The organism is Peterkaempfera bronchialis (assembly GCF_003258605.2).
GTDB lineage: Bacteria > Actinomycetota > Actinomycetes > Streptomycetales > Streptomycetaceae > Peterkaempfera > Peterkaempfera bronchialis.
Genome location: NZ_CP031264.1, coordinates 4,147,876 through 4,160,885, shown reverse-complemented (window position 1 = coordinate 4,160,885; position 13,010 = coordinate 4,147,876). Strand labels below are relative to the sequence as shown.

The window sequence follows — 13,010 nt, the reverse complement described above, 5'->3', positions numbered from 1 at the left end:
TGGCGGGTGCGCATCAGCGGTGGGTGCCGGTGCCCACCAGCGTCCGCTCATACGGGTCCAGCAGCACGCCCCGCACCCCGGCGGCGACGCCCTGCACCACCCGCTGGTGCACCAGCGGCACCATGGCGTCGGTGGCCAGGACGGCGGCCTCGGCCCGCATCACCGCGTCCTGCCGGGCCCCGGTGGAGCCGATGGCCGCCGCACTCGCCACGGCGGCATCCACCGTCTTGTCGCAGAGCTGGGCGAGGTTGAAGCTGGAGCCGCAGGTGAAGTCGCTGGCCAGGAAGGAGACCGGGTCTCCGGTGTCCAGCAGGGCGGCGCGCGGCAGGATGAAGGCGTCAAAGGCCCCGGCCAGGGCGTCCGACTCGATGCGGGAGTACTCCCGGACCTCCAGCCGCACGGTGAACCCCGCCTTCCGCAACTGTTGCTGGAGCACGGCGGCGGTCTCGGGCAGTTCGGGGCGGTTGCTGTAGGTGGCGAGCACGATGCTGCGGCCGTGCACGGTGTCGGCTTCGGCCGGGCGGGCGCGTCCGGTCGGCTGGACGCGCTTGCCCTCCGCCCAGGCCACGGCCGGGCCGAAGAGGCCCTGACCGGGGTCGGCGTGCCCCTCGTAGACGCCCCGGGCGAGTTCGGCGGGGCGGATGGCGGCGCGGGCGGCGGCGCGCAGCGCCGGGTCCTTGAAGGCGCCCTTGCGGGTGTTGAGGTAGAGGCCGCTGGTGCGCACGGTGGGCACCTCGCGGGCGGTGCCGTCGGCCAGCAGCGGCACCTGGGCGACGGGCACCGCCTCGGCCACGTCCACGGCGCCGCTGCGCAGCGCATTGGCGCGGGCGGTGCCGTCGGCGACGAACTGCACATCGATCCCGGCGGCCTCGGCCCCGGACCCCCAGTAGCGGTCGAAGCGCTGGAGGGTGGCGGAGCGGGTGCCGTCGAGCCGGGTGAGGGTGAACGGGCCGGTGGCGTGCCCGGCGGGGTCCACCCGGCCGTCCGCGCCGTACGCCTTCGGGGAGAGGACCGCCAGCGAGGGGTTGGCGAGCCGCTGCGGCAGTATCGGGTCGGGGGCGGCGGTGGTGATCCGCAGGGTGCGGGGACCGGCCGCCTCGACCTGCAGGTCGACCCCGCTGAGGGCGCGCGGCGCGGGGTCGGCCTCGGTGGCGCGGCGCAGCGCGGCGGCGGCGTTCTCGGCGGTGACCTCGGTGCCGTCCTGGAAGGCCGCCTGGCGCAGGGTGAAGGTCCAGTCCCGGTCGCCGTCGCGCTTCCAGGAGGCGGCGAGCGCGGGGGCGGCGGCGCCGTCGGTGTCGAGCGAGGTGAGCCCCTCGGTGACGGCCAGCCGACTCAGCAGCACGCCGTCGTCGCCGTACGGGGACATCCGCTCGGCGGGCGGGAACGCCATGGCCACGCGCAGCCGGGCGCCGCTGCCGCTGCCTCCGTCTCCGGCGGCGGGGTCGGCGCTGCCGGAACCGGCGGCGAAGCAGCCGGTGAGCAGGGGCAGCAGCAGAAGGCTGGCGGCGAGGCGGCGCGGCACGGCGGGGTTCCTCGGTCTCATTCTGTTCGGACGGGATCGGGACGGGATCGGGCAGGCTCAGGCAGCAGGCTCAGACGGCGGGCTCAGACGGCGGGCATCGGCAACTCGAAGTGCACAATGCCCTGCCCGCCGCCCGGCAGCTCCCGCTCATCGCAGACCACCCGCCCCAGGGAGCGCCAGAACGGCTCGGCGCCGGGCACCGACGGGTCGGTGTGCAGATAGGCGGCCCGATAGCCGCCGTCGGCGGCGGCGAAGTCCAGCAGGTCGGCCACCAGCCGCCGGGCCAGCCCGCGCCTGCGGTGCTCGGCGCGGACATAGACCCGGCAGAGCTGCGCGGTGCCGCCGGAGGGGTAGCGCTCGGCCAGCCACCGGGGGTTCGGCGGGTGCGCCGGGCCGTGCGACCGCACCCCGGCGGTGGCCACTACCTCGCCCTCGTACTCCGCCACCAGCAGGGTGTGCCGGGGCGGGGCGAGGTAGACGCCCTCGGGGTCGATGATGTCCGCGTGCCAGCGCGGCACATAGCCCGAGCGCAGGTCCCCGTACACGGTGTCGAGCATCACGCTGCGCGCGCCGTCCACGTCCGACCGGGTCGCCGGCCGCACCACATATCCGGGGTGCGCGGCCCCGGCTTCCTCAGCGTGTACGCGGACTGACGTCGACATGCGGATGCTGCTCCCGTACTCCCGGATCGGCTCTGATGCCAGTCGATCCTATCTGCGACCAATTTGCAGAAAGTACGGGGTCGCACCCAGCCCGCCCCTCGGCCGCGCAGCCGCCCCTCGCCGGCTACACAGGCCGGACCACGGTGTGCCGTGCAGCCCGCCCGGCCCCGGGGTGTGCCTTGCCCACCCTCCTGAGCCCGTCGAGGATCAGCCAGAGCGCGACCGTGATGGCAGCGAAGAGGATGCCCGCCGGGGCAGCGAATGCGACGATCGGGGCGGCCACCAGCCAGACCAGCGCCACCATCGGCCTATGCCGGGACCTGGCCGCCATGCCCAGGCAGCCCAGAAAGGCCAGGGTCATCACCAGGTAGTACAGAACGTTGAACCATGTCATCGCCGGGACTCCTGCCGGTTGCGCCGCGCGGCGCGGGTGCACCGCACGCCCCCGAGTCCGTCCAAGATCACTGCTCTCCAGTCTCCCCCCGACCCCGGAACCGGGCAAGGCCCCCACCGGCGCATGACCCCCCGTCCGACGCCGACTGCCACGCCGTCAGCACCAGCAGGGCGACCCCCCTACGGACACCAAGAGGCCCGGTCGGTGATCCGACCGGGCCTCTGTGTTGGGTGGAGCTGAGGGGATTCGAACCCCTGACCCCCTCGATGCGAACGAGGTGCGCTACCGGACTGCGCCACAGCCCCAACGAGAAAGAACTCTAGCATCCCCCGGCAGTTGCCCGCGCACACCCTGGGTGGGGGTGGCGGGCGCCGTGACCGGGCGGGTTACTCGTTGGCGGCGCGGGGGCGGGGGTGGTCGGCGACGGCCGATTCGGGGTCGGCGTACTGGTCGAAGAGGGGGGTGCGGTCGCGCTGCGGGGCGGCGGTCGGCGGCGGGGTGGCGACCCGGCCGGCGCTCCAGGCGTCGGGGGCGTTGAGGTCCAGCGCGCCGGTGCTGCGGGGGGCGACCGGGGCGGTGACATAGGTGGGCAGCGGAACCGGGACCGGATCCCAGGAGTCGGGGTCGGCGGACCGCTCGCGCAGGCCGTCCACCCACTCCTCGTGGTCGGTGGCCTCGACCAGGGCCTGGCACTCCGCAGCGGGGGCGGGGGCGTCCGCCGGGGGCTCCTGGGGAGCCTCGGCCGGGCGGGGCTGACGGGCCGCGCGGGCCGGGCGGGCCGGGCGGCGGCCCTGGTGCGGCTGACGGCTCTGGTGCGACTGGCGGCTCTGGTGCGGCTGGGGGCGCTGCGGCGGCTGGGGCTGCGGTGCGGCGGACTGCTCCGACCGGCGGCGCTGCCGCTCGCGTTCGCGCAGCCGCTGGGCCGCCTCGGCGGCGCGGCGGCGGTCCAGCTTCACCTCGTACCGCAGGCGCTCCTGGCGGCGCAGCCGTCCGATGTAGAGGGAGAGCAGTACGGCGGGGACCGCCGGGGCCCAGAGGAAGGCCAGGCCGCCGACGCCGGCGACGATCGCGCCCAGGCTGAAGGCGATGAAGAGCACCGTGACCATCCGGCGGCGGCGGGCGAGCAGCTTGGCACGCCGCTGCGCTCCGGCCCGGGCCTCGCGCTCGGCGCGGGTCGGGCGGGGTGCCGGGACGGGGGGCGCGGGCGCGGGTTCCGGTGCCGCTGCGGACACCAGCTCGGGTTCCGGCGCCGGGACCGGGGCCTCGGGGGGCACACCGGAGGGATCCCCCGCCTCCCCGGCGGGGGTTTCGTCGTTCCGATCGTCCAGGGACCGGGTGATGCGACGCTCCATCGCCGCCCGCCCCGACAGCAGGCGAATGGCGGTGCTGAAGCGTTCCGTCGGGCGCGCTTCATTGAGCTCGTCCTGCCTGCGGAGCCACATCGGCACCAGATAGGCAGCCCAGGCCCCTACGATCACCGCGTAGATGAGGCCGCTACTGCTCACGTCTCACACCGTAGGGGTGGCGGGTGGCACCTGTCGCCAATTACTGCCGGTGTGTCGCATGATCAAGCTGATTCTCCGACTATTTTGTGCGCCTGTATGGCGGAATGGCGACACGTCGATACGCTATTGAGATCATTTTCGAACACTTATTCAATTATGGCGCCGATCGGATACGGCCGCCCGCCAACGGTTGAGCAGGCCCTCCGGCACCTCCTCCGCAGTCAGCACATAGACCAGGTGGTCGCGCCAGTCGCCGTCGATGTGCAGATAGCGGGTACGCAGGCCCTCCTGGCGGAATCCGAGTTTCTCCACCACCCGGCGGCTGGGCGTGTTCTCGGGGCGGATGCAGACCTCGATGCGGTGCAGCCCGAGCGCCCGGAAGCAGTGGTCGGCGGCGAGGGCGACGGCGGTCGGCATGATGCCCTGACCGGCCACCGCCTCGTCGATCCAGTACCCGATGTTGGCCGAGCACATCGAACCCCAGGTGATGCCGCCGACGGTCAACTGGCCGACCAGGCGGCCTCGGTAGGTGACCGCGAAGGGCAGCATCCGGCCCGCCGATGCCTCCGCCCGCAGATAGCGGACCATCTGACGGAAGGTGGGCCGGGGTCCGGCCAGACGCCCCGGCGGGGGCGGCGGAACGGTCGCCTCCCAGCGCCGCAGCCAGTCCCGGTTGCGGCTGCTGACCTCCCGCCATGCCTTCTGGTCGCGGACCCTGATCGGCCGCAGGCCGAGGTCGCCCTCGGTGAGGGTGACAGGCCAGACGGCGTTCAGCGGGTGCTCCCGTGCTGCTGGTGCTGCTGGTGCTGGTGCTGCTGCTCGTGCTCAGGCCGGGGTGGGGGCGCGTCGGGGTGGACATGGTCGCCGCCGCGCACCTGGTCCACGGCATGCGCCAGCAGCGGCGCCAGCACGGCCAGGCCGTCCCGCACCCCGCCGGTGGAACCGGGCAGATTGACGATCAGGGTCTGTCCGGCGAGCCCGGAGAGCCCGCGCGACAGCACGGCGGCGGGCACCTTCCCCCGTCCATGGGCGCGGACCGCCTCCGCGATCCCCGGGACCGGCCGGTCGATCACCCGGGCGGTCATCTCGGGTGTGCGGTCGGTGGGCGAGATACCGGTGCCGCCGGTGGTCAGCACCACGTCGTAGCCGGCCGCGACGGCGCCGCGCAGCGCCGCCTCCACGGGTTCGCCGTCCGGGACGACCTGCGGGCCGTCGACCGCGAAGCCCATCGCGGCCAGCCCCTCGACCAGCAGCGGACCGCCCCGGTCGGGGTAGACGCCCGCTGCGGCGCGGTTGGAGACGGTGAGGGCGAGGGCCCGCCCGACGGGCCCGGCAGGAGCGGTGCTCACCGGGCGCCGTCCCGCTGCCAGTCGCCGCTCCGCCCGCCGCTCTTCGCCTCCACCCGGACCGCGTCGATCACGGCTTCCCGGTCGACGGCCTTCACCATGTCGACCACGGTGAGCGCGGCCACCGAGACCGCGGTCAGGGCCTCCATCTCCACACCGGTGCGGTCGGCGGTCCGTACGGTGGCGGTGATCTCCACCGCGTCGTCGGCGACGGTCAGCTCCACCTCCACGCCGGAGACGGCGATGGGGTGGCAGAGCGGGATCAGCTCGGGGGTGCGCTTGGCGCCCATGATCCCGGCGATCCGGGCCACCGAGAGGGCGTCGCCCTTGGGCACCCCCTCACCGCGCAGCAGTTCCACCACCCGGGCGGAGACCAGTACCCGGCCGGACGCACTGGCGGTCCGCACGGTGGTGGCCTTCTCCGAGACGTCCACCATGCGGGCCGCCCCCGCCTCGTCGACATGGGTGAGGCGGTCGGCCGGCCGGCCGCCCGGTGGGTTCGCGGTCACGTGGTTCTCCAGAGGCCCGGTGTGCTGGTCGAAGGTACGGGGTGCGGGCGCTACCGTACCCGCCCTGCGGCCCCGGGATTCGGGGACTCCTCCAGCAGGACCACGTCCAGCAGTGCGCCGGGGTCGGCCGAGGTGGTCTCCTCGTCCAGCACGATCAGGCAGTTGGCCCTCGCCAGCGGCCCCACCAGATGCGATCCGGCGCCGCCGACCGGGACGACGGTGCCCGGCTCGCCCCGGCCCGGCACCGGCGGCGCATAGCTGCCGCGCAGAAACTGCCGGCGTCCGGCGGGCGAGCGCAGCGGGCCGGTGCAGACCGCCCGCACCACCGGCCGGTGCACCTGCTCGGCACCCATCATGGTGCGGATCAGCGGGCGGACGAAGAGCTCGAAGGAGATATAGGCGCTCACCGGGTTGCCGGGCAGCGCCAGCAGCGGCACCCCCTCCCCCGGGCCGATCCGGCCGAACCCCTGCGGCTTGCCGGGCTGCATCCGCAACTGCCGGAAGTCGACCCGGCCGAACCCCTGGCCCGCCCCGTCCGCGCCGCTCGGCGAGAGGGCCTGCTTGACCACGTCGTACGCACCCACGCTGACCCCGCCGCTGGTGACGATCAGATCGACGCGGCCCAGTTGCTCCCTCAGCACCGCGCGCAGCCGCTCCGGGTCGTCCGGCACCCCGCCGATGCGGTGGGCGACCGCTCCGGCGTCCCGGGCGGCGGCGGTGAGGGTGTAGCTGTTGGACTCGGAGATCTGGCCGGGTCCGACCGGTTCGCCGGGCTCCACCAGTTCGCTGCCGGTGGAGAGCACCGCGACCCGGGGGCGCGGATGCACCCGTACCGTGCCCCGGCCGATGGCGGCCAGCAGGCCGATCCGGGTGGGGCCGAGCATCGCGCCTGCGGTGAGCACCCGCTCCCCGGCGGCGATGTCGCTGCCACGACGGCGGATGTGGGCGCCCGCCGCGACCGGGCGGAAGACCTGGACCTCGGCCGAGGCGCCGACCGCCATCCGGTCGGCGGGCACGGCGGTGCCGCTGCCGCCGTCGGTCCACTCCACCGGGGCGACGCCTTCGGCGCCGGGCGGCAGCGGGGCGCCGGTCATGATCCGGGCGGCCTGGCCGGGGGAGATGCCGGGCAGCCGCCCCGACCCGGCCGCGATGTCGCCGACCACGGCCAGTACGGACGGATAGCGCTCGGTGGCGCGGTCGGTGTCGGCGCTGCGCACCGCGTAGCCGTCCATGGAGCTGTTGTCGAAGGGCGGCAGGTCGCCCGCCGCGACCACGTCCTCGGCCAGTCGGCACCCCTGGGCGTCCAGCAGCGGCAGGTCAACCGGCGGCAACAGCCGGACCGCCGCCAGCACATCGGCCAGGTGCTCCTCCACGGACCACAGGGTGGGGCCGGGTGCGGCGGTGCGGTCCCGCTCCGCCGGCCGCCCGCCCCGGGGGCCGTCGTGCGCCGGACCTGCCGTACCCGCCCTGGACCCTGTCATCGCCTCGCCGCTCCCACTGTCCGCCGCACTGTCCGCCGCACCGCCTGCCGCACCGCCCGCTGTGCCTTCAGCTCCGCTGTGCCTTCAGCCCCGCTATGCCTTCAGCTCAGTGCCGACGAAGTCCCGGAGCCAGGCACGGAAGCCGGGGCCCAGGTCCTCACGCTCGCATGCCAGCCGGACGATGGCGCGGAGGTAGTCGGCCCGGTCGCCCGTGTCGTAGCGGCGGCCCTTGAAGAGCACGCCGTGGACCGGCCCGCCCTCGTGGGCGCCACGGCCCGCCAGGGTGCGCAGGGCGTCGGTGAGCTGGATCTCGCCGCCACGGCCGGGCGCGGTGCCGTGCAGCACCTCGAAGACGGCCGGGTCCAGCACATAGCGGCCGATGACCGCGTAGTTGGAGGGGGCCTCGGCGCTGTCCGGCTTCTCGACCAAGTCGGTGACCTGCACGACCTCGCCGTCCTTGCCGGACCCCTGCCACTCGCTGGGCTTCACGGCGGCGCAGCCGTAGAGGTGGATCTGCGACGGGTCGACCTCGATCAGGGCGACCACCGAGCCGCCGAGCGCGCGCTGCACCTCGATCATGCGGGAGAGCAGCGGGTCGCGCGGGTCGATGAGGTCGTCGCCGAGCAGGACCGCGAACGCCTGGCCCGCCACATGCTGCTCGGCGCAGAGCACGGCGTGACCGAGGCCCTTGGGGTCGCCCTGGCGCACATAGTGCATGGTGGCGAGGGTGCTGGACTCCCGGACCCGCTCCAGCTTGGTCTCGTCGCCCTTGCGGGTGAGCTGCTCCTCCAGTTCGTAGTTGCGGTCGAAGTGGTCCTCCAGGGCGCGCTTGTTGCGTCCGGTCACCATGAGCACATCGGAGAGCCCGGCGGCGGCGGCCTCCTCCACCACGTACTGGATCGCCGGCTTGTCGACGACGGGGAGCATCTCCTTCGGAGTGGCCTTGGTCGCGGGGAGAAAGCGGGTACCGAGGCCGGCGGCGGGCACGACGGCCTTGGTGGGGTGAGGGCGGACGTTGGTCATGGCAACGACTTTACTGAGCCGCCGAAACGCCCATGTGAACATGGGCTGAATCGATGAGGTGAGTCTGCCCGTCTGCGGCGGCCGCCTCCCGGTCGGCGGGCAGGCCGCGCCAGCAGTCCCCACCGGCCCGCCGGGCGTCGCCGAGCGCCCGGCCGGCGGCGCGCAGCAGGGTGGTGGCGTGCTCGCCGTCGCCGGGCAGCACCGCGATGCCGATGGCGGCGGTGAGGCCGCTGGTGGTCGGGCCGGGGCGGGCGGCGTCCTCGGGGAGCGGCAGCCGGTGGCGCCGTACGGTCCAGCAGAGCCGCTCCGCGACCTGGACGGCGCCCTCCACGCCGGTGTCCGGCAGCAGCACCAGGAACTCCTCGCCGCCGTAGCGGCCCAGGGTGTCGGAGCGGCGGATCTCCAGGGCGAGACGCTGGGCGAGGTCGCGCAGCGCGGCGTGGCCGCGCGGGTGCCCATGGGCCTCGTTGATGGCCTGGAAGCCGCCGACCCCGATCAGCAGCAGGGCCAGCGGGCGGTTGCCACGGGTGTGGCGGGCCACCTCGCGGTCCAGGGTGAGCTGGAGGTGGCGGTAGTTCCACACCCCGGTGAGCGGGTCGGTGACGGCGGTGCGCTCCAGGGCTGCGCGGTCCGACTCCAGCCGCCGCACCCGCTGGTCCAGCTCGGCGGCGCGGGCGGTGGCGGCCCGGTGCCGGCGGCGCAGCCGCTGGGTGAGCAGGGCCAGCGCCACGGTGGCGGCGCAGGCGGGCAGGCTGAGCACCGCCAGGGTCCTGACCAGCACCGCCGTGCTCATACCGCCGCCTCTCCATGGGGGTGTCCGCCGGTCGTACCGCCCGTCCCGGCGGTCCGGTCCGATCCGATCCGCCCGGGGGCCGGGCCGGACCGGCGCGGCAGACTGGGCCGCGTACGCCGTCACCGGCACCACGCCATCTGCCGTCGGGAAGGAACCCGGACCATCCATGGAGAACGACAAGAGCGCGCTGAGGTCACGGCTGCTGGCGCGGCGGCGGGCCCTCTCCCCGGAGCGGCGCGCGGCGGCGGCCCGGTCGCTCGCCGAGCAGGCCCTGGCGCTCCTCCCGGCGCAGGGCGCGGTGACGGTGGCGGCCTATGTCTCGGTGGGCGCGGAGCCCGGCACCCGGGCGCTGCTGGAGGCGCTGCGCTCCCGGGGGGTGCGGGTGCTGCTGCCGGTGCTGCTGCCCGACAACGACCTGGACTGGGCGGTCTACCAGGGCCCGGAGGCGCTGCTCCCGGCCGGGCGGGGGCTGCTGGAGCCGGGCGGTCCACGGCTGGGTCCGGGGGCGGTCTGCGAGGCGGCGCTGGTGCTGCTGCCGGGGCTGGCGGTGGACCGGCGGGGGTTGCGGCTCGGGCGCGGCGGGGGCAGCTACGACCGGGTGCTGGCCCGGTTGGCGGCGACCGGGTCGCGCGCCCGGCTGGTCACGCTGCTGTACGACGACGAGCTGCTGGACGCGGTGCCGGCCGAGCCGCACGACCGGGCGGTGGACGCGGTGGTCACGCCGACGGGGGTGCACCGGACGGCTCGGTGAGCCGGTGCCGGTGCACCCCCGTGGCAGGGACTCTGACGGCGGGTCAGCCCTTGGTGAGGACCAGGTGGTCCTTGGCGGCCTTCTTCACCGCGTCGGCGGAGAAGGCCCAGGGGAGCAGTTCGCCGTCCTTCCACAGCTCGGTCTGGTCGTTGTAGTTGGGGTGGTAGGCGTGGCCGGAGGCGCCGCCCACATTGATCCAGCGGGAGGCGTCGAAGTCGCTGAGGTCGACCACCATCCGCATGGAGGGGATCCAGTCCACCTGGTAGCCGGCGGCGGCGTTCCAGCCGGTGGCGTCCACCGCCGCCGAGCCGCCGGAGAGCTGGTACGGGCCCCGGTTGAGCAGCTTCTGGACCACCCCGGAGGCGAGCGAGGAGTCATCGCTGCCCATGGTCTGCTCCTTGAGGGTCAGCGTGTGCAGCCGGCCCCAGCTCCAGGTGGAGATGTCCTTGCTGAGCTTGGAGGTCAGCTCCTGCCGGGCGTCGGTCATGGCCTGGAGCAGCAGCGAGTCCCGGCCGTGGTGGACCCGGCCGTAGGCGTCGGTGTAGTCCCACCAGTTGCTCTCGGGGTCCTGGAGCTGCTGCCGGACGACCTCCATCCAGCGGTCGCCGCCGTCCGGCTGCGCCTTCGAGGGCTCGCGGTTGCCGCACTCCCGGACCAGCTTGGGCTTGCCGCCCACCGCGTCGTCGGGGAGGGTGTCGTTGGTCTTCTGCTCGACCAGCTGGCAGTCGCCCTCGGCCCGCAGGTCGGCGGGGAACTTGTCGCCGAAGGCGCGCAGCAGCAGGTTGCGCCAGACGCCGTTGTAGTAGGCGGCGGCGGCGGAGCCGGAGTCCTGGCGGTAGTTCCAGTCCTTGAGCAGGTCCTGCGCGTCGCGGACGTAGCCGTCCCGGATGTTGATCTTCAGCAGATAGGGGACGAGCGTCTTGGCCATGACGCTGGAGTTGTCCAACTGCATGTCCTGCATGTCATCCGGGGAGATCTTGCTGCCGTTCTTCAGCTTGCTCCGGATCAGGTCGCCGATCTGCTTGGCGCGGGTGCCGTACTCCCAGTCCATGGTGAGCAGATAGGGGTAGGAGTCGTCGACGACGGCCTGGTTGGCGGTGACGATGTAGCCCTCGGGCGGGTTCTTGGCCCAGGGCAGGGCCTCGAAGGGGATGTAGCGCTTCCAGCTGTAGGCCGGGTCCCAGCCGGGGGCCGGGTAGGTGCCGTCGTCGTCCTTGTTGCGGATCGGGATCAGGCCCGGGGCCTGGTAGCCGATGGTGCCGTCGGTGTCGGCGTAGATGAGGTTCTGCGCCGGGACCGCGAAGAACTTGGCGGCCTCGCGGAACTGGGCGAAGTTCTGCGCCTTGTCCAGCGCGAAGACCGCGTCCATGGTCCGGTTGGGGGTGAGGGCGGTCCACTTGAGGGCGACGCCGTAGCCGGTGACGCCTCGGTCCGGGGCCGCGTCGCCGACCGGGGCGTACTTGCCGACCTTCTGGTCGGTCTCGCTCTGATCGGAGATCAGCGGGCCGTTGTTGGTCTCCCGGACGGTGATCTCGACGCTCTTGCCGCCGGCGACCTTGATGGTCTCCTTGCGGATGGTGAAGGGCTCGTCCCTGCCGTCGTAGAGGTAGGTGCCGGTACCGGTGATCTTCTCCAGGTACAGGTCGGTGACGTCGGGTCCGAGGTTGGTGAAGCCCCAGGAGATCTTCTGGTTGTGGCCGATGACGACGCCGGGCATACCGGAGAAGGTGTAGCCGGCGGTGTCGAAGGGGCACTCCTTGTCGACGGTGCGGCAGTGCAGGCCCATCTGGTACCAGATGGACGGCATCCCGGGGCCGAGGTGCGGGTCGTTGGCCATCAGCGGCTTGCCGGTGGTGGTCAGGGAGCCGGAGACGACCCAGGAGTTGGAGCCGATGCCCTGGCCTGCCGGGCCGAGCAGCTGCGGCACCGAGTCCAGCTTGCCGGAGAGGCTCTGGAGCAGCCCGGCGACCTGGGCGCGGGCCTGGGTGCTGCCGGTGGCGCCGTCTGCACCGTCTGCACCGTCTGCGCCGTCTGCACCGTCTGCGCTGTCGGCGGTCCTGGTGGCGGCGGTGGTCCCGGCGGGCACATAGTGCTCGTCACCGACGACGGTGCCGGTCTTGAGGATGGTGCCGTTGCGGTCGTACGGGTAGTCCGGGTAGAGCTGCTTGATCTGGTCGGCGGTGAAGCTCTCGCTGAGCAGGGAGCGGTCGATCTCGTCCTGCATATTGCCGCTGAGGTCCCAGGCCATCGCCTTCAGCCAGGCCACGGAGTCCACCGGCGTCCACTTCTCCGGCGTGTACTGGCGGTTGACGGCGCCGAGAAGGGTGTACTCCAGGGAGGCGGAGGAACCGCCGGGGTGCTGCTTGAGCCAGGCGTTCACCCCGTCCGCATAGGCCTGGAGGTACGTCTTGGTGGTCGCGGAGAGCTGCTCGTCGTACTCCTGCTTGGCGACCCTGGCCCAGCCCATGGTGCGCAGGAAGGCATCGGTCTCCACCTGGCTCTTGCCGAACATCTCGGAGAGCCGGCCGGAGGTGATGTGGCGTCGGACGTCCATCTCCCAGAAGCGGTCCTGGGCATGGACGTAGCCCTGGGCGCGGAAGAGGTCCTCCGGGGTGTCCGCGTACAGCTGCGGAATGCCGTTGGAGTCGCGCTGCACATCGACCGCGCCGGACAGGCCGGCGACCGGCACACTGCCGGCCACCTGCGGATACGAGGCGCGGACGGTCCGGACGCCGAACCAGCCGCCGACGGCCACACCGGCGACGAGCAGCAGGGCCAGCACGATCACGACCAGGCGAGCGCGCCGGAACTTCTTCGAGCGGGGCATCTGTGTCCTTGGCAGAGGTCCTCTTCGGCGTACCGGCCGGGTGCGCCGGCCTGGCCCCACCCTAGGTCGCTCGGTGGAACCGGCACGCACGCGGGGTCAGAGGGAGATTACCGGGCCCGGATGAATCCTCCTTCCATGTTCCAAGAGAACGTAAACTGTTAGGCTGTATAACGATCCTCTTCCCAGTCGTGCCTTCT

12 protein-coding genes and 1 tRNA gene are annotated in these 13,010 nt (G+C 73.3%); 1 reads left to right on the top strand and 12 read right to left on the bottom strand.

Annotated elements, in window-relative coordinates:
* Positions 1–13: 13 nt before the first annotated feature.
* The 11 genes from C7M71_RS18560 to C7M71_RS18510 all read right to left on the bottom strand — a co-directional run bounded on the left by C7M71_RS18560 (position 14) and on the right by C7M71_RS18510 (position 9,235).
* Positions 14–1,543 carry an ABC transporter substrate-binding protein gene (locus C7M71_RS18560; RefSeq protein ID WP_111495062.1) on the bottom strand — a complete coding sequence of 510 codons (1,530 nt, stop codon included), beginning with the start codon at positions 1,541–1,543 and terminating at the stop codon, positions 14–16.
* Between the two features lie 62 nt (positions 1,544–1,605).
* Positions 1,606–2,184 (bottom strand): GNAT family N-acetyltransferase, encoded by a 579-nt coding sequence (locus C7M71_RS18555; RefSeq protein ID WP_111495064.1) that lies wholly within the window; start codon positions 2,182–2,184, stop codon positions 1,606–1,608.
* 124 nt (positions 2,185–2,308) lie between these two features.
* Positions 2,309–2,578, bottom strand: a complete 270-nt coding sequence (locus tag C7M71_RS18550; RefSeq protein ID WP_111495066.1) for a hypothetical protein — start codon at positions 2,576–2,578, stop codon at positions 2,309–2,311.
* 231 nt (positions 2,579–2,809) lie between these two features.
* A tRNA-Ala gene (locus C7M71_RS18545) sits at positions 2,810–2,883 on the bottom strand.
* Positions 2,884–2,964: 81 nt separating this feature from the next.
* Complete coding sequence (gene sepX, locus C7M71_RS18540) at positions 2,965–4,083, bottom strand: divisome protein SepX/GlpR (RefSeq protein ID WP_114914427.1); 1,119 nt, start codon at positions 4,081–4,083, stop codon at positions 2,965–2,967.
* Between the two features lie 150 nt (positions 4,084–4,233).
* The gene (locus C7M71_RS18535) at positions 4,234–4,857 is read right to left on the bottom strand and encodes a GNAT family N-acetyltransferase (RefSeq protein ID WP_111490441.1); all 624 of its coding nucleotides are present in this window, start codon (positions 4,855–4,857) and stop codon (positions 4,234–4,236) included.
* Positions 4,854–5,432, bottom strand: coding sequence for a MogA/MoaB family molybdenum cofactor biosynthesis protein (locus C7M71_RS18530; protein WP_229758795.1), 579 nt, complete (start codon positions 5,430–5,432; stop codon positions 4,854–4,856). Before C7M71_RS18530 ends, C7M71_RS18535 begins: the two co-directional genes overlap by 4 nt.
* Positions 5,429–5,866 carry a cyclic pyranopterin monophosphate synthase MoaC gene (gene moaC / locus C7M71_RS18525; protein WP_111490469.1) on the bottom strand — a complete coding sequence of 146 codons (438 nt, stop codon included), beginning with the start codon at positions 5,864–5,866 and terminating at the stop codon, positions 5,429–5,431. The genes C7M71_RS18530 and moaC overlap by 4 nt, the downstream gene beginning before the upstream one ends.
* A 122-nt stretch (positions 5,867–5,988) precedes the next feature.
* Complete coding sequence (glp, locus tag C7M71_RS18520; RefSeq protein WP_111490443.1) at positions 5,989–7,419, bottom strand: molybdotransferase-like divisome protein Glp; 1,431 nt, start codon at positions 7,417–7,419, stop codon at positions 5,989–5,991.
* Between the two features lie 93 nt (positions 7,420–7,512).
* Positions 7,513–8,442, bottom strand: a complete 930-nt coding sequence (locus C7M71_RS18515; protein WP_111490444.1) for a UTP--glucose-1-phosphate uridylyltransferase — start codon at positions 8,440–8,442, stop codon at positions 7,513–7,515.
* A gap of 10 nt (positions 8,443–8,452) precedes the next feature.
* On the bottom strand, positions 8,453–9,235 hold the full coding sequence (locus C7M71_RS18510) for a GGDEF domain-containing protein (RefSeq protein ID WP_111490445.1): 783 nt from the start codon (positions 9,233–9,235) through the stop codon (positions 8,453–8,455).
* Positions 9,236–9,401: 166 nt separating this feature from the next.
* Here C7M71_RS18510 and C7M71_RS18505 point away from each other — a divergent pair, with 166 nt between their 5' ends.
* The gene (locus C7M71_RS18505) at positions 9,402–9,986 is read left to right on the top strand and encodes a 5-formyltetrahydrofolate cyclo-ligase (RefSeq protein WP_111490446.1); all 585 of its coding nucleotides are present in this window, start codon (positions 9,402–9,404) and stop codon (positions 9,984–9,986) included.
* 43 nt (positions 9,987–10,029) lie between these two features.
* Here C7M71_RS18505 and C7M71_RS18500 read toward each other — a convergent pair whose 3' ends face one another.
* A complete protein-coding gene (locus tag C7M71_RS18500) occupies positions 10,030–12,813 on the bottom strand; it encodes a penicillin acylase family protein (RefSeq protein WP_111490447.1) in 2,784 nt (927 codons plus the stop codon).
* Positions 12,814–13,010 lie beyond the last annotated feature (197 nt).

Coding starts and splice junctions, on each gene's coding strand:
- C7M71_RS18550 (WP_111495066.1), bottom strand. CDS start 2,578: ATGACATGGTTCAACGTTCTGTACTACCTGGTGATGACCCTGGCCTTT.
- glp (WP_111490443.1), bottom strand. CDS start 7,419: ATGACAGGGTCCAGGGCGGGTACGGCAGGTCCGGCGCACGACGGCCCC.
- C7M71_RS18510 (WP_111490445.1), bottom strand. CDS start 9,235: ATGAGCACGGCGGTGCTGGTCAGGACCCTGGCGGTGCTCAGCCTGCCC.
- C7M71_RS18555 (WP_111495064.1), bottom strand. CDS start 2,184: ATGTCGACGTCAGTCCGCGTACACGCTGAGGAAGCCGGGGCCGCGCAC.
- C7M71_RS18505 (WP_111490446.1), top strand. CDS start 9,402: ATGGAGAACGACAAGAGCGCGCTGAGGTCACGGCTGCTGGCGCGGCGG.
- C7M71_RS18515 (WP_111490444.1), bottom strand. CDS start 8,442: ATGACCAACGTCCGCCCTCACCCCACCAAGGCCGTCGTGCCCGCCGCC.
- C7M71_RS18560 (WP_111495062.1), bottom strand. CDS start 1,543: ATGAGACCGAGGAACCCCGCCGTGCCGCGCCGCCTCGCCGCCAGCCTT.
- C7M71_RS18500 (WP_111490447.1), bottom strand. CDS start 12,813: ATGCCCCGCTCGAAGAAGTTCCGGCGCGCTCGCCTGGTCGTGATCGTG.
- moaC (WP_111490469.1), bottom strand. CDS start 5,866: ATGGTGGACGTCTCGGAGAAGGCCACCACCGTGCGGACCGCCAGTGCG.